The sequence below is a fragment of the Salicibibacter kimchii genome, from assembly GCF_003336365.1.
In the GTDB taxonomy this organism is placed as follows: Bacteria; Bacillota; Bacilli; order Bacillales; family Marinococcaceae; genus Salicibibacter; species Salicibibacter kimchii.
Map to the genome: position 1 here is coordinate 1,006,032 of NZ_CP031092.1, position 23,997 is coordinate 1,030,028.

The 23,997-nt window shown below is 48.5% G+C and carries 21 protein-coding genes and 1 other annotated feature; all 21 genes read right to left on the reverse strand.

Translation table 11 applies throughout. The annotated features are described in order from the left end of the window. Positions 1-45 precede the first annotated feature (45 nt). The 21 genes from DT065_RS05090 to DT065_RS05195 all read right to left on the reverse strand — a co-directional run bounded on the left by DT065_RS05090 (position 46) and on the right by DT065_RS05195 (position 23,950). Entirely contained in the window at positions 46-699 is a 654-nt protein-coding gene (locus DT065_RS05090; protein ID WP_114371458.1) for a TraR/DksA C4-type zinc finger protein, read from the reverse strand. 78 nt (positions 700-777) lie between these two features. Further along, positions 778-3,546 carry an isoleucine--tRNA ligase gene (gene ileS / locus DT065_RS05095; protein ID WP_114371459.1) on the reverse strand — a complete coding sequence of 923 codons (2,769 nt, stop codon included), beginning with the start codon at positions 3,544-3,546 and terminating at the stop codon, positions 778-780. A gap of 47 nt (positions 3,547-3,593) precedes the next feature. Then, positions 3,594-3,816 (reverse strand) — a binding site (T-box leader). 172 nt (positions 3,817-3,988) lie between these two features. After that, the gene (locus DT065_RS05105; protein ID WP_114371462.1) at positions 3,989-4,513 is read right to left on the reverse strand and encodes a DivIVA domain-containing protein; all 525 of its coding nucleotides are present in this window, start codon (positions 4,511-4,513) and stop codon (positions 3,989-3,991) included. Positions 4,514-4,540: 27 nt separating this feature from the next. Beyond that, positions 4,541-5,317: a YlmH family RNA-binding protein gene (locus tag DT065_RS05110; RefSeq protein ID WP_114371464.1), complete on the reverse strand. Its 777-nt coding sequence runs from the start codon at positions 5,315-5,317 to the stop codon at positions 4,541-4,543. Positions 5,318-5,331: 14 nt separating this feature from the next. Continuing rightward, positions 5,332-5,589, reverse strand: coding sequence for a YggT family protein (locus tag DT065_RS05115; RefSeq protein ID WP_114371466.1), 258 nt, complete (start codon positions 5,587-5,589; stop codon positions 5,332-5,334). Between the two features lie 28 nt (positions 5,590-5,617). Next, positions 5,618-6,034, reverse strand: a complete 417-nt coding sequence (locus tag DT065_RS05120) for a cell division protein SepF (RefSeq protein WP_114371467.1) — start codon at positions 6,032-6,034, stop codon at positions 5,618-5,620. Positions 6,035-6,037: 3 nt separating this feature from the next. After that, complete coding sequence (locus DT065_RS05125; RefSeq protein WP_114371469.1) at positions 6,038-6,733, reverse strand: YggS family pyridoxal phosphate-dependent enzyme; 696 nt, start codon at positions 6,731-6,733, stop codon at positions 6,038-6,040. Then, positions 6,730-7,563: a peptidoglycan editing factor PgeF gene (gene pgeF, locus DT065_RS05130; RefSeq protein ID WP_114371471.1), complete on the reverse strand. Its 834-nt coding sequence runs from the start codon at positions 7,561-7,563 to the stop codon at positions 6,730-6,732. Before pgeF ends, DT065_RS05125 begins: the two co-directional genes overlap by 4 nt. Before the next feature lie 71 nt (positions 7,564-7,634). Continuing rightward, positions 7,635-7,889 (reverse strand): YlmC/YmxH family sporulation protein, encoded by a 255-nt coding sequence (locus tag DT065_RS05135; protein WP_114371472.1) that lies wholly within the window; start codon positions 7,887-7,889, stop codon positions 7,635-7,637. A 640-nt stretch (positions 7,890-8,529) separates the two neighbouring features. Continuing rightward, the gene (sigG, locus tag DT065_RS05140) at positions 8,530-9,312 is read right to left on the reverse strand and encodes an RNA polymerase sporulation sigma factor SigG (protein WP_114371474.1); all 783 of its coding nucleotides are present in this window, start codon (positions 9,310-9,312) and stop codon (positions 8,530-8,532) included. A gap of 158 nt (positions 9,313-9,470) precedes the next feature. Then, positions 9,471-10,181: an RNA polymerase sporulation sigma factor SigE gene (gene sigE / locus DT065_RS05145; protein ID WP_114376088.1), complete on the reverse strand. Its 711-nt coding sequence runs from the start codon at positions 10,179-10,181 to the stop codon at positions 9,471-9,473. 27 nt (positions 10,182-10,208) lie between these two features. Then, the gene (locus DT065_RS05150; RefSeq protein ID WP_114371475.1) at positions 10,209-11,135 is read right to left on the reverse strand and encodes a sigma-E processing peptidase SpoIIGA; all 927 of its coding nucleotides are present in this window, start codon (positions 11,133-11,135) and stop codon (positions 10,209-10,211) included. 378 nt (positions 11,136-11,513) lie between these two features. Beyond that, positions 11,514-12,683 (reverse strand): cell division protein FtsZ, encoded by a 1,170-nt coding sequence (ftsZ, locus tag DT065_RS05155; RefSeq protein ID WP_114371477.1) that lies wholly within the window; start codon positions 12,681-12,683, stop codon positions 11,514-11,516. Between the two features lie 53 nt (positions 12,684-12,736). After that, positions 12,737-14,023: a cell division protein FtsA gene (ftsA, locus tag DT065_RS05160; RefSeq protein WP_114371479.1), complete on the reverse strand. Its 1,287-nt coding sequence runs from the start codon at positions 14,021-14,023 to the stop codon at positions 12,737-12,739. A 586-nt stretch (positions 14,024-14,609) separates the two neighbouring features. Further along, the gene (locus DT065_RS05165; protein WP_114371481.1) at positions 14,610-15,398 is read right to left on the reverse strand and encodes a cell division protein FtsQ/DivIB; all 789 of its coding nucleotides are present in this window, start codon (positions 15,396-15,398) and stop codon (positions 14,610-14,612) included. A 43-nt stretch (positions 15,399-15,441) separates the two neighbouring features. Continuing rightward, complete coding sequence (gene murG, locus DT065_RS05170; RefSeq protein WP_114371483.1) at positions 15,442-16,536, reverse strand: undecaprenyldiphospho-muramoylpentapeptide beta-N-acetylglucosaminyltransferase; 1,095 nt, start codon at positions 16,534-16,536, stop codon at positions 15,442-15,444. A gap of 82 nt (positions 16,537-16,618) precedes the next feature. Next, positions 16,619-17,722: a stage V sporulation protein E gene (spoVE, locus tag DT065_RS05175; RefSeq protein WP_114376090.1), complete on the reverse strand. Its 1,104-nt coding sequence runs from the start codon at positions 17,720-17,722 to the stop codon at positions 16,619-16,621. 125 nt (positions 17,723-17,847) lie between these two features. Then, complete coding sequence (gene murD, locus DT065_RS05180) at positions 17,848-19,206, reverse strand: UDP-N-acetylmuramoyl-L-alanine--D-glutamate ligase (RefSeq protein WP_114371485.1); 1,359 nt, start codon at positions 19,204-19,206, stop codon at positions 17,848-17,850. Beyond that, a complete protein-coding gene (mraY, locus tag DT065_RS05185; RefSeq protein ID WP_418314660.1) occupies positions 19,203-20,120 on the reverse strand; it encodes a phospho-N-acetylmuramoyl-pentapeptide-transferase in 918 nt (305 codons plus the stop codon). The genes murD and mraY overlap by 4 nt, the downstream gene beginning before the upstream one ends. Before the next feature lie 339 nt (positions 20,121-20,459). Then, positions 20,460-21,932, reverse strand: coding sequence for a UDP-N-acetylmuramoyl-L-alanyl-D-glutamate--2,6-diaminopimelate ligase (locus DT065_RS05190; RefSeq protein ID WP_114371489.1), 1,473 nt, complete (start codon positions 21,930-21,932; stop codon positions 20,460-20,462). Between the two features lie 89 nt (positions 21,933-22,021). Further along, positions 22,022-23,950: a stage V sporulation protein D gene (locus DT065_RS05195; RefSeq protein ID WP_114371491.1), complete on the reverse strand. Its 1,929-nt coding sequence runs from the start codon at positions 23,948-23,950 to the stop codon at positions 22,022-22,024. Positions 23,951-23,997 lie beyond the last annotated feature (47 nt).

Here is a 23,997-nt window from a genome sequence, read left to right on the forward strand (position 1 = left end):
CCCCCTCTTTGTTCTAATGCCTATGGGAAAAGAAAAGGCGGTGGATTACCGCCGCCAGTTCTCCTCTTCCTCCATCAGAGCGTCGTATGCTTCGTTACGGTAAATACCTATCTGATCGCTCCCTGTATATCCTTCGATACCGGTCGAAAGAAAACGCTCCATATCCTCTGTATAACCGGGGGCTTCTTCGACCCAAAAATCCGTCGTTGCCGTTTCCCGATATCCTTCGTCTTCGGTCGTGTTCATGAGCGCTTCCCACATATCCATGCCATCAAGGGCAGCGTCCCCGTTCACTCCATAGTCGGGATTAGCTGAAGGACTTGCTTCATTCGACGGCGGGTCGACGAAGAAATGGGCTTCGCTGATGACACCTTCCATTTTTTCGCCCCCGGTGCGCGCTATTGGGTGGGCCCGCAAACGCTCGGCGGGAATCTCTACACCCGTTTTTTCGCAGATACCATAGGTGCCGTTTTGTACTTTCTCAAGGGCATGTACGATTTCCGCATATTCGTGATTGCGATGGCGGCGCAACGCTTTGTCTTTGCTTGCCTCGTAAAAAATATCGGCAGCGTCGGCCGGATGGTTGTCGTAGACAGACAATTCATTGTCCCGGCTATCCTGGTTTTTAATCGTTTCCTGTTCATCCAATTCGGTTTTTCGCTCGAAAAGCCATTGAATGGCTGCTTTTTTATCGGTCACCGCGAGCACTCCCCTTCCTTTTCACCCGCCTTTTTAGCTTCTGATGAAAAGAAGAGGATTACCCGCACGGATCATTGGTTACACTTCCAAATCCGCCGGATCATACGTGGCGACAACGTCGGCACAACGTTTGCACACGTCAGGGTGTTCGTGATTCGCACCGACATCTTCTTTTACGTGCCAACAACGTGCACACGTGCTCCCCTTTGCTTCTTCCACGTAAACGGCAGCCGTTTGCCCTCCCGGTACATCATTACTTTTGCTCAGTTCCACTTGGGAAACGATAAACAATTTCTCCGGATTCTCTTGATTCGAAAGAAGTTCATAAGCAGCTTCCGGAACGGAAATCGTCACTTTCGCTTCCAGTGATTTGCCGATCTCTCCCGTTTCACGGGCTGTTTCCAGCGCTTTTAGCACATCATCGCGCACGGCGAGCAACGTCTCCCAACGATCGTTCAACGCGTCACGATCATTAGCAACGGTCGGCTCCGGCATTTCCGCCAGTTGCACGAAATCAGTTTCCACCGTGCCCGGGATGTGCTCCCACGTTTCTTCGGCCGTATGCGGCGTGATCGGCGCGATCAATTTCGTAAGCGCGATCACGGTGTCGTGGATGACCGTCTGCAAAGAACGACGACGAGGGTCATCGGCATGATCGCAATACAAGCGATCTTTGGCGACGTCCATATAAAACGCACTTAATTCAACGGCACAAAAATGATGAATGGCTTGATAGGCGTTGCTGAACACGTAATTGCGATAGCCTTCTTGTGCGCGTTCAATCACATCATTTAGTCTTTCCCGCATGTAGCGGTCCATGTCTTCTAATTCATGGTCGGGGACACGATGGACGGCCGGGTCAAAATCATGCAAGTTGCCGAGCAAAAACCGAAGCGTGTTTCGGACTTTCCGGTAGTTTTCCGATACCTGTTTTAAAATGTCATCCGAAAGCCGCACATCAGCCTGAAAATCCACCGATCCGACCCAGAGCCGTAAAATGTCGGCGCCCAGTTGCTTCATAACATTGGCCGGATCAATCACATTCCCCAAGGATTTAGACATTTTTTGCCCTTGGCCATCCATCGTAAATCCGTGGCTGAGCACTTGTTTATACGGCGCTTTACCGGTCATGGCAACAGCAGTCGTAAGGGAAGAATTAAACCAACCGCGATATTGGTCCGATCCTTCCAAATAAAGGTCAGCCGGGCGCTGTGCATCCTCGCGCTCCATGAGCACCCCTTCATGCGTAGAGCCGGAGTCGAACCAAACGTCCATAATGTCCATTTCGCGTGTAAACATGCCGTCCGGGCTATGTGCGGACGTGTAGCCATCCGGCAACAAATCCTTTGTCTCCCATTCAAACCAAATGTTGGAACCGTGTTCTCTAAACAATTGGGCGACATGATCAATCGTATCATCATCAACGATCGCCGTCCCATCTTCCCCGTAAAAGACCGGAATCGGCACGCCCCAGGAACGCTGCCTGGAAATACACCAGTCGCCGCGGTCGCGAACCATGTTATAAAGCCTTGTTTCGCCCCATTTCGGCTGCCATTTGACGCGGCCGATCGCGTCTAACAACGCTTCTCTAATATTATCCACGGATACGAACCATTGCTCCGTGGCACGATGAATGACAGGCTTCTTCGTACGCCAGTCGTGAGGATACGAGTGGGTGATGAACGTCAGCTTTAGCAAAGCGCCGACTTCTTCAAGTTTTTCCGTAATTTGTTTGTTTGCCTTATCATAAAACACGCCTTCGAAGCCGGGGGCTTCATCCGTAAATACCCCTTTATCATTGACCGGAGAAAGAGCTTCAAGCCCGTATTCCCTTCCGATAAAAAAGTCTTCTTCCCCGTGACCGGGTGCGGTATGGACAGCACCGGTTCCCGCGTCCAGCGTGACGTGTTCACCAGTCATCACGAGGGAGTCCCGCTCGTAAAAAGGATGGTTGGCAACGACCTTTTCAAGCGCTTCGCCTTTCACCGTTTGTACAATCTCCGCGTCTTCTTGCCATTCCAGCTCTTCAAGCACCGCTTCATACAATTTACTGGCAACGACGTAGCGTTTGCTTTCGTGGGTGAACACACAATAGTCGTAATCGGGGTGAACAGAAATGCCCAAATTCCCCGGAATCGTCCAAGGCGTTGTCGTCCAGATGATTATTTTATCCCCTTCATCCAGGATTCCTTTCCCATCCGTAACCGAAAAACTGACATAAATAGATGGGGAACGCTTGTCATGGTATTCAATTTCCGCTTCGGCGAGCGCGGATTCAGACGACGGCGACCAATACACCGGCCGTTTCCCTTGGTAAACGTGACCTTGCTTCGCCATTTCTCCGAACACGCGAATCTGGTTCGCTTCAAAGTCCGGGGTCATCGTCACATAAGGATTTTCCCAATCGGCAATCATGCCGAGCCGTTTAAACTGGTCCCGTTGCTTCTCCAACTGCTCCCAGGCGTAAGCTTCACACGCCTTGCGAAATTCGGCAACCGACATTTTTTTGCGGTCGATTTTTTTATTTTTCGTGAGCGCTGTTTCCACCGGCAGGCCATGCGTATCCCACCCGGGAATATAAGGGGCGTTAAATCCATCCATGGATCGGTGTCTGACAATGATATCTTTTAAAATCCGATTGAGCGCGTGACCGACGTGAATGTTGCCATTCGCGTAAATTGGCCCGTCATGCAAGACGAAAAGCGGTTTATCGGCATTTTTTTCAACCAACTGTTGATATAAACCCTCTTCTTCCCACCTCTCCTGACGTTCCGGCTCTTGGCTCGGGAGTTTTCCCCTCATCGGGAAATCGGTTTTCGGCATTAAAAGAGTTTGCTTGTAATTCATTTATTTTTCCTCCATTCGGTTATATGTACATAAAAAACCCCGCCCTGCGTAGGGACGAGGTTTACCCGCGGTACCACCCTGATAGCTGCATAAAAATGCAACGCCGCTCGGATCAAGTAACGTTTGATGGACGCCGGCGCCTACTCTGAAATAGCCGTTTCGGACCGGTGCTCGAGGGTGATCTTCATGAAGGGGGCTGACCAGGCTCTCACCATCCCCGGTTCGCTTACCAACGGATTCCTTCACTACTGTCCCTGTCATTGCGACGCACAGGAAGTGCTAGTGTCGGCATTACCACAGGACGTGGTGCTCTTTGCCGGCCGACGCACAGGAAGTGCTAGTGCCAGCATTACCACAGGACGTGACGGTTTTAGCCGACTTCCTTATCGATGATTTTCAAAAATTATATGGGAAATAACCGTTTTCGTCAAGTTAGCGGCTTTTACGTTTCTTCGGACGTTTGCCGGGCGTTCTCTGTCTCTCTTTCTTCTTGTTCTTCTTCGATGGTATCGGCAAGGTTGTCCCATTCCTCATCGTTGAGCATTTCCAACTGGGATTCAATCAGCATTTTAAAACGCATGCGATAAACCGACGCCTGCTTTTTCAGTTCTTCGGTTTCCAAAGCGATCTTGCGAGATTTGGCGAGCGCATCATTAATGATTCGGTCGGCGTTTTTTTCCGATTCCCGAATAATAAGCTGCGACTCCTTATTCGCGTTGCGTTTGATATCTTCGGCCGATTCTTGGGCAACATATATCGATTTATTCAATGTTTCTTCCATGTTGGAAAAATGATTCAGGCGATCCTCCAATTCATTCACTTTTTCAAACAATTCATTCTTTTGCCGAATCGTACTCTCATAATCTTTAATCACTTGGTCGAGAAATTCATTGACTTCATCTTCATCGTAACCGCGAAACGCTTTTGTAAATTGCTTATTATGAATATCAACCGGGGTTAGCGACATGGCCAGCCACCTCCAACTATGATTTTCCTAATCTTTTTTCCGCCCAAATACGATGCGAAGACGTCCCTTACGGGAACGATTTTCTACGGCGATCAGTGTGCTTCTCCCTTTGCCGCGGACAGAGATGACATCTCCTTCTTCCACGAACGTTGCTGGGTGATCGGTCGTTTTCCAATTCAATTTCACGCGTTCTCGCTCTATGTATGGCTTCACCTTCGAACGAGGGAGACGATACATGGCCGCGATCACCACATCCAGCCGCAACGAAGAGACGAAGCCGGTGTCTTCCTGCCACTCCTCTTCCACACGCACCGCTTCCGAAAGAGGTTTCGGGTTTGTTTGGAGCGAAGTGTTTCCCGCTTTCGTCAAATTCAATTCAATAAAATCCGCGATTTCTTTTGCGCAAAAAAATTGCAGGACGTCTTTCGTCACCGTAATGTCTCCGAAAAGTTCCCGTTTCACTCCTAGTGAAGTAAGTGCACCGAGAAGGTCACGGTGATGAATCTCCGTAAATTTGCGTGCATAATCAACGTCGAACAATGTTACTTGAAATCGATCTTCTTCCGCCTGTTCATAGAAAGGGTACAGAAGGGCCCGTTGTCGTTCTGCACCCGGCATTCCTCCGAAAAAAGCGACATGAACCGTTTCATCACGTCCAACCACCGCTGTCACGATCTCTCGTTCACGGGGGTCCAAAAAGCCGCTTAATTTCGCCTCATACATCATGCCAACATGGGATTTCCAATCTTCCACTTGCTGTATAAACGGTAACTCCTCTTTGCGAAAATGTTGATAAACCTCCATTCAATCGGCTCCTGTTAAAAGAAAATTGCGTAAACGCCACTCTGTGCCAGTCGCAAGGCGATCAGCGCGACAATCGGGGAAAGGTCTATCATACCGCCAATCGGAGGGATGATTCTACGGAAAGGTTCCAAATATGGCTCTACGATCGAGCCGAGCATCTGGCCGAAATTCGATTCTCGCAAATTCGGAATCCAGCTTGATAAAATGTAAATGAAAACAGCAATTGTATATAAATTAATACCCATAACTAAAAGTTGGCCAATCATTTGCATCAGGTGTTCACCTGCCCTCTATCTTTATCTACCATTCAGCATCTTCCTGGTGAAGAAATTCGGAAATTGCGCCGCTGACATCCACATTCTCCGGGGTGCACAGGAACGTCCCCGTACCGATCTTTTGGATGTCACCGCTAATCGCGTAAACCGTTCCGCTCAGAAAATCCACAATTCTTTTTGCCTGATCGTACGGAATACGCTGCATGTTAATCACCACCGAACGCCGGTTCTTCAAGTGATCTGCCACATCTTGCGCTTCATCGTACGTGCGCGGTTCAATTAAAACCATCTTCGCAGACTGTTGTACGCTTTGCAAGCTCACCACATTTTTTCCATGCTTGGCCTTCGGCTCTGTTTCTTCATCAGTTGGAATTTCTTCTTCTTCCTCGTAATATTCTTCATCAAAATCAAAAAATCGTTTGAAGCGTGTTTTAAAGCCCAATGCTCACTCCTCCCTTCGCGTTTCGTTGCCGACGAGGCTTGTCCCTAATCGAATAATCGTGGCTCCCTCCTCCACCGCCTGTTCAAAATCATTGGACATCCCCATAGACAAATGGTGACAAGGGGCATGGGGTAATTTCAAACGTTGAATGTGATCGCGAAGCTCACGTAATTGTCGGAAATATGGGCGAACGTCTTCCGGGTTTTCCGCGTGCGGCGCCATCGTCATGAATCCCGTCACGCGAATGTGTTCATAGGATTCGAGGGACCGCACGAAATCTTCCAATTCATCAGGAGTCACGCCCGCCTTTGTTTCCTCTCCGGAAACATTTACCTGAACCATACACGCAACCGGGGTTTCTCCCTGATAACGCTTATTAATTTCTTTCGCTAAAGAAGGACGATCGAGGGAGTGAATCACGTCACACTCATGGACGACCTCTTTTACTTTCCGGCTTTGCAGGCGCCCGACAAAATGCCAGTGTACAGGCGCTTGTATGGCTTGTTTCTTTTCCAGCAAACCGTCGTGCCGGCTTTCACCGAAATTTTTTATTCCCGCTTCTATCGCTTGTTCCACACGTTCGGCCGATACATATTTCGTTACGGCCATAACAGTGACTTCTTCCAAGTCCCGGCCCGCCCGTTCGCAAGCCGCAGTCACCTTTGTCATGATCGCTTCATAATTTTCATTGATGTTCATTTACCTTCGTCACTCCTCGCGGTGAACAACCCTATATAGGCCATCATACGTCCGGTCTTCCCAGCGTCGCGGCGATGCGAAAAAAACAGCTCCTCGTTTTCATAGGTGCAGGCCTTGCTTATAAATATATTCTCGCGCTTAATGCCTGCTTCCTCAAGCAACTGCGCGTTCGCTTCTTTTAAATCCAGATGAAAGCTTCCGGGGGCGTTTTGCGTCCACGGTTCTTTTCCGTTTGGAAGCACTTCCTTTAGTGCGGAAATTACCTTGGCGTCTACTTCGTAAGCTGCCTTTCCAATGGACGGTCCGATCGCCACATGGATGTCCTCGGCGGGGATTCCTTCCCATTCTTCCCACATCCTGACCATCTCGCTCCCGATATTGGCAGCAGTCCCTTTCCAACCGGCATGGGCGATGCCCACAATTGTTTGCTCACGATTAAAAAAATACAGGGGAACACAATCGGCGTATAAACTCATGAGCCACAGATTTTTCGTTCTCGTGTACAGGCCATCCACATCGGGAACCGCGTCGTCAAGAGAAAATGCGCCACGGGCTCCATCGGTTTCATCAACCTTCCGGACCGAGCCGCCGTGCACTTGCTCGGCAAATACCGCGTGCGGCAGCGAAATGTCTAGGGTCTTGGCAAGATGCTTGCGATTAGTTATGACATGTTTGGGATCATCTCCGACATGAAGCCCGTAGTTCGCTTCGTTATACGGTTCACGGCTAATGCCACCAAGTCGCGTGGTGAATCCGGCCCGCACCTGTTTCAGGCCGTGGTGCTCAAGCAGTGTTTTCGTTGGATGTAGGGCGAATGGTTCTCTATTCATATAAGACCTGCCTATGGTTCTTTTGTTACTCTTTATTTTACCACATTTTCCTTCATATTCGATAGTTATTATTAAAAACTCGGTGTTTCCGTCCCATGTACATAGACGAGAATGACATCGGTGCCGATTTTTGCGATTTGACTCCAAGGAATGATCATCTCATCGTCGCGTCCGAACATCCCCAACAAACGCCCCGACCCGGTAATGATCAATGCATCTATGTTTCCGGTCGACAAATTAACGTCCACGTCCCCCAGCGACCCTAATCGTTTACCTGTTTGGACATTCACCACTTCTTTTGATTGCAGATCGGTGATTTTCAACATGTTAGGCGCCTCCCTCATTTCCTGATGATCCACTCTTTTATTTATATGAACGAAGACAACCGTTTATCTCTCCGGAAACGGTTTCGTTTTGCTTGGCAATAAAACGATGTTTCTCGGGCGGTTATGGAGCTAGTGGTCTGTCTCAGAAATTCTTTCTCCCTTTGTTCGCCGTATCCACAGTTCCTCCCGATGGTATGCATAGATCAGGCAGACACTTTCGTTGATTTCATCAATCATTCAAAGCGACCGATGCAAAAACGTTATCGGTCCTTTGACCAGCTTCAATCCATGCTGAGACGGACGATTTTCGCTGATCGTACCTCTAAGAATTTCTGGAATAAAGTACTAGTGTATATTGGTTTAATTTACCGCTCACACCTTCGGTTTTATTATCGATGTCCGACCAAAACCTCATTAGACATAAAAAGGGTTCAGCATTGGCTATCACAACCATCGGGTGGCGACTAATATCAGCCTTATCTCAATTATTTGGCGTCACAATTACAGGTGATCCTTTATTTCAGCCGTTCAGCACTAGTTATGAGGACCGTACCGGATCTAACAGGTGATTCGGGCGCCATGAACCCTACACAATAAAAAAACTCCAACAGGACATTGCGCCCCATCGGAGTTTTGCTTTTTATTGGCTATGTTTGTTCATTTGTTGGACGGCTGCTTTTTCCAGACGGGATACTTGAGCTTGGGATATCCCGATTTCTTCGGCAACTTCCATTTGCGTCTTCCCTTGGAAGAAACGCATGTCTAATATTTTTTTTTCTCGATCATTGAGTCGTATCATCGCTTCCTGCAAAGCAATATGTTCGACCCAAGACGTATCGCTTACTTTTTCATCGCTTACTTGGTCCATGACATAAATCGGGTCCCCGCCGTCATTGTAGATCGGCTCAAATAACGAAACCGGATCTTGAATGGCATCCAAAGCAAAAACGATGTCCTCTTTTGGTGTATCCAACTCTTTTGCAATCTCCTGGACCGTCGGTTCCGTTGCCCGATTTTTTTCAGACATGAGACGGTCGCGCACTTGCAAGGCTTTATACGCCGTATCACGGAGAGAACGAGAAACCCTTATCGGATTGTTATCGCGTAAGTACCGGCGAATTTCACCGATAATCATAGGCACCGCATAAGTAGAAAACTTCACGTTATGGCTGAGATCAAAATTATCAATGCTTTTCATTAAGCCGATACAGCCAACTTGAAACAAATCATCAACAAACTCACCTCGATTGTTGAAACGTTGAATGACGCTAAGAACGAGACGCAAGTTACCATTGACCAATGTTTCCCTTGCCATTTCATCACCGGATTGCAGGCGTTCGAATAACGCTCGCATCTCATCATTTTTCAAAACGGGCAGCTTCGATGTGTCCACACCGCAGATCTCTACTTTGTTGCGTGTCATGTCTTCCCTCCCACGGTGGCTTACGGAGAACTACGATTCCTCCTTCTTACACGTTCAGTATGTCCGTGTGAAGAAAAAATATGCGTGGCTCTACGTCTGCCTAACCTGTGGAAAGGTCCCCGTATGAGACAAAACCCGCGTGCGTCTGCCTGTTTGTTCTACACCATTTTATTAAATTCTTTTTTCAACCTCCGAATAATACGTTTTTCAAGCCGGGAAATATAGGACTGTGAAATCCCGAGCATATCCGCCACATCTTTTTGGGTTTTCTCTTTTTGGCCGGCAAGCCCGAACCGAAGTTCCATAATTTGTTTCTCCCGTGGATTGAGCGATTTTAATGCTCGCCGAAGAAGGGATTTATCAACTTTATGCTCGATGCCCCGCGTGATGATGTCTTCTTCCGTCCCCATCACATCCGAGAGCAACAATTCATTACCGTCCCAATCCACATTCAACGGTTCGTCAAAAGAAATTTCATAGCGGGTTTTATTGTTTCTGCGCAAATACATCAAAATCTCATTTTCGATACAGCGCGAGGCATAAGTGGCCAACTTTATCTTTTTTTCCGGATTAAAGGTATTTACCCCTTTAATGAGTCCGATGGTTCCGATACTGATCAAGTCCTCAATGTTAATTCCCGTGTTCTCAAATTTACGCGCGATGTAAACGACGAGCCGGAGGTTGCGTTCAATCAAAATGCCGCGTACTTCCGGATCACCATCCGGCAACTTGGCAAGCAATTCCGCCTCTTCTTCTTTTGAAAGCGGTGGTGGCAAGGCCTCGCTTCCACCGATATAATAAATGCTATCCGACTTTACGCCGAAAAAAGAAAGGATGTTATACCAGCGTTTTAAAAAGTGAAATTTTATTTTTTTCCACAAAACATTTCTCCCCCTTTACGATGCAGCATCTAACCCCGCTGTATTTGGAAGCACATCGGGTGGTGTTATACATTGAAAGCGTCCCTCCGCGGAAAGCTTTCGATTTTCAAATCCGATCAAGACGTTTTTGTGGCATTGCTGTTGTCCGTCGACAGTAATGACGACTTCAGCTGCGTGCACTGCGAAAATAAAGCCATGATCACGGCCGACCGTTCGATACGGAATCAATTTCATTCGCTCTTCCCATTTCATTTTGCCTTTCTTTCCCTCTGAATCGAGCCATTCAAGCGTTTCTTTCCATTCCTCTTCGGTTAGTTGCGATTGAAACAAAGCGATCTCGGCCAATAAAACAGGAGCCCTTGAAATCGGATCACGTAAATGGTTGCCGGTATCGATAAGGGTCATTGCCTTGACTGTTTCCGTTTGCTCATCTATTTTGATGGTCACATCCGCAAACTGGGCAACCGTTTTCTTTTCCTGTTTAAGCACATGCTTGCTTAATTCAGCAAAAAGAATGACAACAGGTAGTGCTGATAAAACGAGCAGTCCGTGCATATCATCAAATAACACCCAACGGGCAGAAGAACGCCACGTTTCCAAAAGTTCAGATGTTTGCCAAAACATGGCCATGGCCATGACGACACCGCCCGTAAGCCAGGAGATAAAATAAAACAATAGAACAGTCTTGGCAAAGCGTGTAAATGTTTGAAAACCGAACGCCAGCAGAATCGTGGCGATGCAAATGAACACTTGTGCGAACGGATGCAATAAAAGTTCTCCATAATCCGTTACCCACATAAATAACGGAAGACCTGAACCGGCTGCAGCGATGAACAGCCGCCTTTTTTTTATGTGGTACCCGATCCATTTAGCTGTCATATAAAGCAAACTGACGGTCACGATCGTGTTCAATGCATAGATGACATCTATGTATAGCGTCAAAACACTCGTTGTCCCCCCTTTCCTGTTGACCTCGTTCTTCGCCCTGGATCAACCTATTCTTTCTACCAGTATAAGCGTAAGTGCATTCGAAGTATGTCATTTTATCAGTGGTTGTCACACTCTGATTTTCATTGATTTGATAAAAAACTGTCGAGGGGTTGTGAGGTGGGGATCGGGAAGGCTTTTTCTTCGTTTTTCTTATTATAAAAGGGGGGATTATGGTTTCTCAGAAGGACGCCGATCAGATTGCGTTCACGGCGACCGTTTCGCATCTAATCAACCCTAATCGGTCTTTATGAGCGCGGCGTTTGCCATTAACACGAAAAAAGCCCAAACGGCTGCATCTCCGTTTGGGCTTTCCTTCCGTTTTCCCTTTACTTATCGGCGCCGGCGGCGGTTTCGTAAAAATGCCGGGATGTCGAGGGAATCCTGGTCTTCATCTTGATTGGCACTTGGCCGCTCCGGCTCCTCATCAACGGGAGGCTGATTTTGCGCTTGCGAGCGCTGCCCCATTTGCGGTTGTTGCTGCGGGCTTGTCCGCCTGCCGGTCGTTTCTTGACTTTTACTGTTACGGCCCCGTTTTTCCGCGCCGTTGCTGTCGGTGAATCCGGTTGCAATCACCGTGACTAGCACTTCATCTTTCAAATTTTCATTGATGACGGAACCAAAAATCATATTGACTTCCGGATCCGATGCTTCCGAAACGATCTCGGCTGCTTCATGCACTTCAAACAAACTTAAATCGGACCCACCGGTGATGTTCATTAATACCCCTTGGGCTCCATCAACGGACGTTTCCAACAATGGACTGGAGATTGCCTTTTTCGCTGCTTCTCCAGCCCGGCTTTCGCCGGTAGCGATGCCGATCCCCATGAGCGCGGAACCTTTCTCGCTCATGATTGTTTTGACGTCGGCAAAATCCAAGTTGATTAACCCGGGCGTCGCGATTAAATCTGAAATGCCCTGTACCCCTTGTCTAAGTACATTATCCGCTTCTCGAAATGCTTCCAGCATTGGTGTGCTTTTGTCAACAATTTCCAATAGACGGTCGTTTGGGATGACGATCAAAGTGTCTACATTTTCTTTAAGGGTTTCAATTCCTTCGGTCGCGTGGGTAGATCGTCTTTTTCCCTCAAAAGTAAAAGGACGAGTAACGACCCCTACAGTGAGGGCACCTATTTCTTTGGCCACTTCCGCGATCACGGGAGCAGCTCCAGTTCCGGTCCCACCGCCCATGCCGGCGGTGATAAATACCATATCTGCCCCGGTTAGCGATTCTTCCATTTGTTCTTTGCTTTCTTCCGCCGCTTTTTTGCCAATATCGGGGTTTGCGCCTGCGCCCAGCCCACGCGTTAATTTCCCGCCCAGTTGAAGTTTTGTATCCGCCTGGGAGAGGGATAGCGCTTGGGAATCCGTATTTACGGCGATAAATTCTACCCCTTGCAAACCGCTTTCAATCATGCGGTTCACCGCATTGGAGCCACCGCCTCCAACCCCAATGACTTTGATTTGAGCGAGTTGATCCATATCCATTTCAAACTCTAGCATCTCGGGTCCCCCTCATCAGTCAATTGTCTGTTGTATCCCTTTTTGTTTCGTTACTATTCAAAAAACACTTTGAAAAAACTGCGAACCCTTTTTCTTACTCCGGGTGAATCTTTTTCCCTTTGTTCTTCACGTTGCTTGTTCGATTTTCTCGTTTTTCGAAAGGCCGGTTGCTCTTCCTCGTCTTGGGTTGCAACAACCATTTCTTCCATATCGTTCATTCTAACATGAAGATGGGCAAATTCAATGAGTCCAACGCCATTGGTATATTTCGGTTCCCTTACCCCGATATAGTCCGGAATCGCCATTCGGACATTACGGCCGAGGATTTCTCTGGCAAGCTCCAGCGTACCGGGCACCATCACCGCGCCGCCGGTCAATACGACTCCCCCTGGGATATCTCCGATGCCGGTTAATTCTTCGACAATGATTTCTAATATCTCTTCCATTCTCGGTTCAATGACATGTGCCAAATCCCGTTGAGAATATTCCTCCGGATCATGGCCTCCCATTGGGTGAACAGTGGCTAGCACTTCATCGGAAGTATCATCGAGGTAAGCATGTCCATGTTCTACTTTTACACGTTCCGCCTCCGCCTGGGTTACGCGAAGCCCTACAGACAGATCGTTTGTCACATGCGCTCCGCCAATAGGGGCAACTTTCAACGTTTCCAGTGAACCATCTCTGAATGTAGAGATGGTCGTTTGGCTTCCGCCGATATCGACAAGCGCGACACCGAGGGACCGTTCATCTTTTGATACGGAAACTTCGCCTGCCGCCAACGGCTGCAAATAAATATCAGAGATGACCAAACCCGCTTTTTCCACACAACGCAAAAGGTTATGTAAGACCGTTTTTGATCCGGTAATCAGCATCCCTTCCATTTCAAGTCGGACACCGATCATCCCCGTGGGGTCGTTGATTTCATCGTAACCATCTACGATAAATTGATTCGGCACGATATCTACGACTTCCCGGTCCCGAGGGATGGATACCACCTGCGCTGCATCCATGACTCGATCAATGTCTTCTTGGCCGATTTCTTTATTCGGGTTCGATACGGCAACAATGCCTTGACACGGCTGCAATTCAATATGGTTTCCATTAATGCCGACAACGACCTGGTTAATGGAAACGCCGACCATTCTTTCCGCTTCTTCGGTGGCTTGGCGGATCGATGCGACCGTGGCGTCAATGTCAACAACAGTGCCTTTTTTAATGCCGGTGGAAGGCGCTTTTCCAACACCGATAATATTGAGCATTCCCGCTGACATTTCCCCGATCATTACTTTTACTTCAGTTGTACCAACATCTAGACTGACATAAATGTCATTGTTGTCCACGAATGGCACCTCCTACTGCAATAATGTTCTGCCCATAACATGCCAGGCTTGTGATGTGTTGGGCGCGCCCGTGCGGACGGGAGGTAGCCGCAGCAAAGCGGGTCATCACCATTCTTTTAAGCCGTGACTACATCAGCAAATAGTTACCCCGGTTATCATTGCCATGTTAGATTACTAGTTTCACTGGATAGCTCCACAGCTTTTATACCTGTTCACGAATGATGCTGACGTGTCAACGCATAATTCAATCCCCTGTTTAGGGTTACGAAAAAATCGTCTTCATGAAATAGAAAGATCCATCATCTCCTTATTCGTTGAAATAAGGATCTTATGTACAAGTTTACACCAATATAGGCTTAGAGAAAAGCGAAAATCGCCACAATTCAACCTTTAAGGCAAAAGAATAATGATTTCACACCTGAAAGACGTAAATAGCAGTATCTTCAGCAAGTTTCTTTTTGCGATAGAGGTACGCTGAAAGCTCACGGTTTTAGCCATCGGCCCATGGTCGACCCTATCACCGATCCTCGTCTACTGAAAACAGACCGAGGTTTCATTCCCTAGCATCTTGCCACGGAGCTTCCCTTTATTCATTGCTTTCCTCAGCGGAATCGTCGGTATCTTCCTCAGGTGGGGTCGAGCTTTCAAAATAAGGCCGCATTTTCATGTGCAATACCCCCGGCTCTCCGGGATCCACCTCTTCAGCGACAGCAGGATAGCCGGACATGTATTCGGAAAAGTTGGTAACATTCGTCTCCACTTCAATCCCGTCGTTCATATACAATCGAAGGCTTTCATGTTCTTCACCGAGCGGGTGCACTTCTGATATCCGATTAACGACACCCTCTGTAAGTTTTTCCATTTCGGCCAGCAAAATTTCCAGCTGAGATTCATCGTTCCAACCATGGATGACGGGCGCATCGCCGGGAAGTTGCTCCAAGCGCTGTTCGGGGCTTTGTTCCCCGTTCGCAAACACAGGGATGTACGTTTCGTTTTCTTCCATATAAGCCATTCGTTCCTGCTCGGTGATCGCGATATGTATCGATCTCGGAAAGGAGCGTGAAACAGTAGCTTCTGATACATAAGGGAGGCCCTCTTCAATAGTTGTTGCTGCCTCCCCCAGGTCGGAAGCCCAAATATTATCCCCCTGTTCCAAGCCACTTTGAACGAGCACCTCGCCCTCTTCTCCGGTGACGACTCCTTCCACATCGATCGCTTGTATGTCACTTAACGGGGATTGCAAATAGACGACAAGTCCGATCAATAAAAAGATCGTGATCAAAGAGATGATCAGCCGGCGATTGGCACGTTTTTTTCGTTGTTCTTTTAATGCGGGGATTCGTTCATTTGCGGATACAACTTTTCGATCTCCCACACGCCAACCTCCTCCTTTGAAACCTGTTTGTCTCGTCTCCCCATCACTGTTTTTTTGCGGCTGCTTTCATCACATCTAATAACCTGCCGGCCGCATCCGAAACGGCAATGGATGCTGCCGCTGTTTGCATCTCGGCCGCTTTGCCTTTTTGAAATAGCAATTCGAGATCTGCCTCGAGCTTATCCCCCGACCAATCCGTTTCTTTGTGTACAAATGCCGCGCCAACGTCTTCCAACGCCCTTGCATTCATTTCCTGATGATTTTTCGTGACATAAGGGCTAGGGATTAAGATGGAGGGGATGCCAAGCGCCGTAATTTCCGCCAATGTGGTGGCGCCGGCACGGCTGACCACCGCGTCCACACTCGCGAGTACGTTGGGCATATTGTGAATGAACGGACGGACGACGACCCGTGCGCGCTTTTTTTCATTGGCTATGCTTGTCTTCACTTTATCATAATGAACGCTTCCTGTGATATATAAGTATTGGCAATGATTGTCGGATAATTGGGGCAATGCTTCCAAAAAGGCATCGTGAATGGGTTTTGCTCCGCGGCTTCCGCCGACAATTAACACGACGGGTAGATTTTTTTTCAAGCCGAATTCGGTCTCCAAATTGGTTTTTTCGGCGTTAACAACTTCGGAAGCACGTGGATTCCCGGTAAACACTGTCTTGTTTTGGGGAAAATAATCGGAAGCTTCCTGAAAAGAAATCGCGACGTTTGTGGCATATCTACTTAAAAACTTATTCGTAAGACCCGGAATGCTGTTTTGTTCATGGATGACCGTCGGCACTCCCAGTCTTGCGGCCGCGTACATCACGGGACCCGCTACGTAACCCCCTGTCCCAAGGGCAACATCAGGCTTAAATGCACGAATCAGCTGCTTCGCCCGCGAGGCCCCTTTCAAAAAACGACGGACGGTTTTTACGTTTTCAAACGACAATTTCCGTTTAAAGCCACTGATTTCGATCGCCTCAAAGGGAATATCGTATTTCGGGACGATCTCGTTTTCCAATCCATTTTCCGTTCCCACGTATAAAAAGGAGGCAGACGGATCCTCCTCGCGAATCGCTTTTATCATAGCAATCGCGGGGTAAATGTGTCCTCCCGTACCTCCGCCAGTGACCAACACTTTCATTTGTTTCACCTCAGGTATTAGATGTGGGAGGTGAGAGGTGGGAAGTGAGATAACCCCCCCTGCCCTCTCACCCCGTACATGTTCATGTGACTCTTGTGTGTGCGCTGATGTTTAACAATATGCCGAGCGCGACGAGCATGAGCGTAAGGGATGAGCCGCCGTAACTCAATAAAGGAAGGGTGATGCCGGTGACCGGAAACAAGCCGATGACGACACCGATATTGATCATCACCTGCACAAACAACATCCCGATAATCCCGACGGCGAGTAGCGTCCCGAATAAATCAGGGGCCAGCAAAGCCGTACGCAACCCTCGCCACATAATGACCGCGAACAAAAGAATGACGACGACACCTGCGATGAATCCTCCTTCTTCCGCGATCACGGCAAAAATAAAATCCGTTTGCGGTTCTGGCAAATAAAAATATTTTTGTCTGCTTTCCCCGAATCCCATGCCGAATAAACCGCCGGGGCCAATTGCATAAAGAGATTGGATAATTTGAAACCCGCTTCCGAGCGGATCATTCCAAGGGTCAAAAAAAGATGTAATCCGGTCGATCCGGTACGGCGCCGAGGCAATCAAACCAACGAACCCTCCCGCCCCAATCGCTCCCATCCATGCAAAATGGGCTTTTTTTGCGCCGGCAATGAAGAGCATGATAAACGAAGTCGCTACCATGACCGCCCCTGTACCGAGGTCCGGTTGTAACATGATCAATGCAAACGCGGCAAAGATAATCACAAGGAGCGGCAACATCCCTGTTCGGAAATGCGAGACCTGTTGCTGATTTTTAGCTAGCCAATGGGCCAAGAACAAAATCAAGCCCAACTTCATAAATTCCGACGGTTGGATTGAAAAGGAGCCGACGCCTATCCAACTTTGCGCGCCTCCCCGGATCAATCCCACCCCCGGAATCAAAACGAGAATCAAGAGGGCAAAACAAACAAAAATTGTTGTCAGCACATAGTTCCGCCATTTCCAGTACCCGAAACGCATCATGAGAAGCATCCCGGCACATCCCACTCCCGCGAACAGCATTTGCCGTTTGGCAAAATGGTAAGGATCGGAAAAACGGTATTCTCCCCAAGCCGCGCTCGCACTATATACCATGATGACCCCTATAATCAACAAAGCACCAATGGCAAACAGTAAAATTCCGTCAACCGCTTCTTTATTTTTTTTCACATCTTCACCCCGCCACCCGCGATTCAAGTCCTGTCCATCTAGACAAGGCTTTCTTCATTCGTATGACGGTTTGGCCATTTTAGAAGTGGGAGGTGAAATGCTCCTCTCTGATTAAAAGTTTCTCTTTATATCCCTTCAATGGCGCGCACGAAATGCTCGCCCCGTTCTTCAAATGTTTTAAACTGGTCCCAACTGGCACAAGCCGGCGATAACAACAATATATCTCCCTCGGCGGAAGCCTCATATGCTTCCTTTACCGCTTCTTGTAAACGACCGGTTTGTTTGATCACCGGAACGCCGGCACGGAGTCCTGCTTCTTTTAGCTTCTCGCCCGTTTCACCGTACACAGCCATCGCCTTTACATTGGTTAACCTTTCCTCCAATGCCGTAAAATCATTGCCTCGATCCAATCCGCCTGCAATAAGGACGATGGGCTGCTCAAAAGCGGTCAATGCTCGCGATGTCGCTAAAATATTGGTAGCTTTAGAATCGTTGTATACTTTGCGCCCATTTAATTCTTTTACAAATTGCAAGCGGTGTTCGACACCTATAAAGGTGGCCAATACGCTTTTCACCGTATCATTGGAAACGTCTAAAAGTTTGGCAATCGCGACGGCCGCCAACATGTTTTCGAGATTATGGGCGCCCGGAAGGGCAATATCATCGGTTTGCAGCAACGGTTGGTTCTGCCAATAAACGGTTCCCGCTTCATGAGAAGCCCCCTCTGCCTGTCTGTGCTTCACGGAAAACGGGATGGTTTTTCCTCTATGTGCCGTTGCTAAATTTTTGACCACCTCATCATCGGCATTGTACACAAAATAATCATCAGCTGTGAGGTTACCGGCAATGTTAGCTTTGGAACGGATATAATCATCCCGTGTTCCGTGGTAATCGAGGTGAGCATCGAAAATATTCAATAGCGCGGCGATGCGGGGCCGAAAATAAAGCGTTCCCTTCAATTGAAAACTGGATACTTCTGTCACCATGTACTCATTTTCGCCGACCGATTCAGCTACTTCACAAGCAGGCACCCCGATATTGCCCGCGATTTTTGCTTTCTTTTGATCCGCGACCAGCATTTCATGGACAACTTTCGTTGTCGTTGTTTTTCCGTTTGAGCCCGTGATGGCAACAAGGGTGCCCTGCACCAACCAATAGGCCAACTCAAGTTCCGTTACGATGGGGATATCCCGGTGTAGGCCTTCCTTGACGACCGGATTATCATACCGAATACCCGGGTTTTTAACGATAAGGTGAAGGGGCTCCGCAAACATCCGTAAAGGGTGGCTGCCGGTGACAAATTCTACCCCGGCTGCTTCTAGCTCTTCTGTTTCCGTTAATTTCCCATACGGTTTTGCATCGTTTACGATGACACGAGCCCCATGTTTTGCCAACAGCCGGGCTGCTGCTTTTCCGCTTTTGGCAAAGCCGAGAACGAGCACGTTTTTATTTTTCAAATGAGCAAGGGATGGATGATTTGTCATAGTACCCACACCTCTATATAAACGCCGAGTACTGCGAAGACGATGCCGCAAAGCCAGAAAACGACCACCACTTTCCACTCCGACCAGCCGGATAATTCATAATGATGGTGGAGCGGGCTCATTTTGAACACGCGCTTTCCTTTCCATTTAAACACGAGGACTTGAATAATCACCGATAGGGTCTCAATGACAAAGACACCGCCGATGATGATTAAGAGGATTTCCATTTTCAACATAATCGCTGCCGCGGCAATTGCCCCACCGAGCGCAAGGGAACCTGTATCCCCCATGAAAACCTTCGCGGGGTGAGCATTGAAAACGAGAAAGCCGAGGACCGCTCCTACAACAGCAGCACAAAAAACAGCCACTTCAGGGAAACCTGCATACCAGGCAAGCACTGCATAGGCCCCAAAAGCAATCGCGGACGTTCCGGCGAGTAACCCGTCCAGTCCATCGGTGAGATTGACAGCGTTGGAAGCTCCGACGAGCATGACCGCCACGAGCAACAAATAAAGAATGCCAATGTCCACGCTGAGACCGGTGGCCGGGATGTGCACGACGGTGGAAAATTCATATTGTCGCAAAACAAAATAGAAAATGGCAGCGACGACTAATTGCGCGAGTAATTTTTGTTTCGAGTTTAAACCAAGGTTTCTTTTTACAACGACTTTAATAAAATCGTCCAAAAAACCGACAAGGCCAAAGGCGATGGTCACGAGCATTAACAACCCAATTTGATAATTGAATGTCAGGTCGGCAAAAAACAACACGACGAGAAACACAGCCAAAACCATTGCCAGAATAACGACAATGCCACCCATCGTCGGTGTGCCGCTCTTTTTTTGGTGGCTGGAAGGGCCCTCTTCGCGAATGCTTTGCCCAAATTTCAACCGATGCAACATCGGGATGAACATGGGGGAAAGGAGTACGCTTAGTAAAAAAGCTATTACGATGGCTGCTAAAATCGATGGTTCACTCAAGATGTTCACTCCCTTCGTTTCACTTCGGTTGGGTTTCGGAGGTAGGTCGCCTGGGGCCCGTCATCGCACTCCGAATCACAGGTTATCGCGCTTCAGAGGTGCCTTGGACCTTTCATCGCACCCCGAATCACAGGTTATCGCGCTTTAGAGGTGCCTAGTTTCGCGATTTGGTATAAATGCAATGTATCTTATGTTCTTTTCGACGACGCTCCAACCACGCGGTCTTTTTACAACTTCCTCATTCAATGCCGTAAGCCGTTGAGTCCATATTATCTATCGTTCACGTTCCTGCCGGTCCCGTATCGCTTCTTTTGCTTCAACGCGATCATCGAACGTATGAAAGGTTCCAGCGACCTCCTGATAAGGTTCGTGCCCTTTGCCGGCAATGACGATAACATCTTTTCTTTTTGCTTGTTGAACCGCGTAACGAATCGCTTTTTTTCGGTCCTCGATCGTCCGGAAGGGCTTGCCTTCCACCCCTGCTTCCATATCGCGCAGAATGAGGCGCGGATCTTCACTGCGTGGATTGTCCGTCGTGAAAATGGCTTCATCCGCGTAGGTGGCAGCGATCCTTGCCATCTCCGGGCGCTTTGTACGGTCCCGGTCCCCACCGCATCCGACGATGACATATACGTCTCGTTCTGTCAGCTCTCGGACCGTTTGCAATATGTTATCCAGACTATCAGGCGTGTGGGCATAATCCACAATCACCGCGAAATCCTGTCCTTCTTCAATCGGCTCGAATCGCCCGGGGACCGGTTTGGCAGCTTCCAGGCTCTGTTTAATCACGGATAAGGAAACCCCGGACACATACGCTGCCGCCGCGGCAGCCAAGGCATTATATACGCTGAAACGACCGATCATTTTCAAGTTTAATTCAATCGATTCATCCCCTATAACGAGCGTAAAAAATGTCCCCGTCGGCCGCGCGCGCAAATCACGGGCTCGAACATCCCCCCCATCTTGCAGGCCGTACGTGAGGACCGGAGCCGCGGTTACATCCATCATGTAGCGAGCGTAAGGATCGTCGTTATTGACAATCGCGACTTTCAAACCCTTATCATAAGCGTTGCCAAGTTGTGAAAACAATTGTCCCTTTGCCTGTTTATAATCGTCCATCGTTTCGTGATAATCCAAATGATCGATGCTTAAATTTGTAAAAACAGCAATATTAAACTCCGTTCCGCGAACTCTGCCGAGCGATAATGCATGCGAAGATACTTCCATCGTCACATCGGTTACGCCCTTTTCTTTCATTTCCGAGAAGGTTCGCTGCAACACCAATGATTCCGGGGTCGTATTTTTTGCTTCGAAGACTTCGTCATTATATTGGGTATAGAGGGTGCCGATCAACCCTGTTTTTCGCTTATCATCTTGTAAAATTTGATTCAATAGATGCGTGGTTGTCGTTTTTCCGTTCGTTCCCGTAACCCCGATGATGTTTTGGTCGTGGGTCGGGCTATGATAAAAACGGTTGGCGATTTGCGCGAGCGCCCGTTTGCTGTCGGATACAATCACGGTCGGAACGTCGACATGCACATCTTCCTCGGCGACGACCGCGGCTGCCCCCTTTTCAACAGCTTCTCGTGCATAGTGATGGCCATCGACCGTGAATCCGCGAATGGCGACAAATAATGTGCCTGCTTGCGCAAGGCGAGAATCCATTTCCACGGAAGTTATCAACGGATTTTCAGCTTTCGTTTTGGTATATGCGAGCAAGCCCGCCAAGCATTCTTGCAAATCCATACATTTTTCTCCCTTTCAGCCCCATGGCTTCCGTTCCGAACATGTGAGAACAGCCAAGGGTTTCCTTGGCTGAGTATCCATAGACTATTTTAATCGCTTTTATCCCTCATGTACAGACGAATGGTGGAACCTTCCTCCACTCTCTCGCCTGCAGCGGGGGATTGACGGTAGATCTCTTCCCCTTCCCCTGATACTTCCAAATTAAGGGGATAGTTGGCATCATGCAATTCTCTTAACGTTAAACCTGTAACATCAGGAACCTCCAAATAAGGGACATCCGACCACGTTAATTCCTTTTCGATTTGATCCTCCCGCCGTGGGACATTCATGGCCTGTAAACTGTCCCCGATGACGTTTCCGACGATCGGTGCGGCTACGACCCCGCCGAATTGTACCGTTTCTTTTGGGTTATCGATAGCGACGTATACAACGATTTCAGGATCATCGGCAGGTGCGAAGCCAATGAACGAAACGATATGATTGTTTTCCAAATAACGGCCGCCTTGCGCTTTTTGGGCGGTTCCCGTTTTCCCGCCGACACGATAGCCGTCAACGAACGCACCTCCACCGGTGCCTTGCGCAACGACGTGCTCCAATGCCCGTCGCACTTCCGCCGATGCCTCTTCGGAGATGACTTGTTGTTTTTCCATCGGAGTTTGACTATCAAGCACCACGCCGTTTTCAGGATCAAGCCAATCTTTCGCGATAAACGGCTGATAGAGGGTGCCGCCGTTCACAGCTGCGGCAACGGCTGTCACTTGTTGGATCGGGGTCACGGACACGCCTTGCCCAAACGCTGTCGTGGAACGTTCCAACGGCCCCACATTCTCTACATCGAACAGAATGCCGGTTCCCTCCCCTTCCAAGTCAATGCCGGTTCGTTCGCCAAAGCCAAACTGATGAATATAATCAAAAAGCGTCTCTGTTCCTAATTTTTCTCCCATCGACACAAACCCGGGATTACAGGAGTTTTGCACAACTTCCAAATACGTTTGCTCGCCATGCCCGCCTTTTTTCCAACAATTCAAGCGTTGTCCGCCTACTTTAATATATCCGGGGTCATGAAATGTATCTTCGTCGAGATCCACTTCGTTTTCTTCAAGGGCAGACGCCAAGGTAATGATCTTGAAGGTAGAGCCCGGTTCATACGTGGACCAAATGGGCCGATTCTGGTCATAAATCTCCGGGGAGACCGCTTGGTAATCATCCGGATTATAGTGTGGTCGGCTAGCCATACCGAGAATTTCCCCATTGCCGGGGTCCATGGCAATCGCGAGCGCCCCGTCCGGATCATACGAAGCCTCGGCATTGTCCAACTCCCGTTCGATAATCGTTTGCACTTGATCGTCAATGGTTAATCGCACATTCATGCCATTTTGCGGAGCTTGATATTGATCCGCCATATCCGGCAATCGTTGCCCTTGGGCATCCGAAAAAAAAGAAACATGTCCACTCTCGCCCTGCAAGCGTTCATCGTATTGTTTTTCGATCCCTGTAAGTCCTTGATTATCGATGCCGGCAAATCCCAACACGTGAGAAAGATACTCGCCATTCGGATAGTGGCGCTTGTTGTCTTCAACAATATAAACGCCGGGCAGACGTTGTTCCCGCACTTCCGATGCGCGTTCTTGGTCAATCTTGCGCCCGAAGGGAGTCAGTCGAACCATCGAACTTTCCTCTGTGATTTGCTCATACACCTCTTGTTGCTCAGCTTCCAAAACATCCCCGAGTTGCTCGGATGTTTCCACCGGGTCCTCGATCTGCCTCGGAACAACGAGGACAGACGGTGCACTGACATTCGTTGCCAACACTTCGTCATGCCGATCCAAGATCTCTCCGCGTTCCGCTTCAAAAGGTAAATCCCTGCTCCATGACTCTTCGGCTTCTTCCGTCAACCAACCGCCCAATGAAAACTGTACATAGCCGAGCCTTGCCATAAGTACCAACGTTAACGCGATCCCGGCCAGCAAAACCAAGAGCAATCTTCGGCGCACAAGGGTTCTTGTGATTTTAGACATGAAAGGCCACCTCATCTGATAGATACTTTCCCTTCAAATCTATGCTT

What these genes read in the sequence shown, in the direction of transcription:
- pgeF (WP_114371471.1), bottom strand. Translation starts at nt 7,563, where the DNA reads ATGAATAGAGAACCATTCGCCCTACATCCAACGAAAACACTGCTTGAG.
- ftsZ (WP_114371477.1), bottom strand. Translation starts at nt 12,683, where the DNA reads ATGCTAGAGTTTGAAATGGATATGGATCAACTCGCTCAAATCAAAGTC.
- DT065_RS05190 (WP_114371489.1), bottom strand. Translation starts at nt 21,932, where the DNA reads ATGGATTTGCAAGAATGCTTGGCGGGCTTGCTCGCATATACCAAAACG.
- DT065_RS05110 (WP_114371464.1), bottom strand. Translation starts at nt 5,317, where the DNA reads ATGGAGGTTTATCAACATTTTCGCAAAGAGGAGTTACCGTTTATACAG.
- mraY (WP_418314660.1), bottom strand. Translation starts at nt 20,120, where the DNA reads ATGTTCATCCCGATGTTGCATCGGTTGAAATTTGGGCAAAGCATTCGC.
- ileS (WP_114371459.1), bottom strand. Translation starts at nt 3,546, where the DNA reads ATGAATTACAAGCAAACTCTTTTAATGCCGAAAACCGATTTCCCGATG.
- DT065_RS05115 (WP_114371466.1), bottom strand. Translation starts at nt 5,589, where the DNA reads ATGCAAATGATTGGCCAACTTTTAGTTATGGGTATTAATTTATATACA.
- DT065_RS05125 (WP_114371469.1), bottom strand. Translation starts at nt 6,733, where the DNA reads ATGAACATCAATGAAAATTATGAAGCGATCATGACAAAGGTGACTGCG.
- sigG (WP_114371474.1), bottom strand. Translation starts at nt 9,312, where the DNA reads ATGACACGCAACAAAGTAGAGATCTGCGGTGTGGACACATCGAAGCTG.
- DT065_RS05105 (WP_114371462.1), bottom strand. Translation starts at nt 4,513, where the DNA reads ATGTCGCTAACCCCGGTTGATATTCATAATAAGCAATTTACAAAAGCG.
- DT065_RS05195 (WP_114371491.1), bottom strand. Translation starts at nt 23,950, where the DNA reads ATGTCTAAAATCACAAGAACCCTTGTGCGCCGAAGATTGCTCTTGGTT.
- murD (WP_114371485.1), bottom strand. Translation starts at nt 19,206, where the DNA reads ATGACAAATCATCCATCCCTTGCTCATTTGAAAAATAAAAACGTGCTC.
- DT065_RS05135 (WP_114371472.1), bottom strand. Translation starts at nt 7,889, where the DNA reads ATGTTGAAAATCACCGATCTGCAATCAAAAGAAGTGGTGAATGTCCAA.
- murG (WP_114371483.1), bottom strand. Translation starts at nt 16,536, where the DNA reads ATGAAAGTGTTGGTCACTGGCGGAGGTACGGGAGGACACATTTACCCC.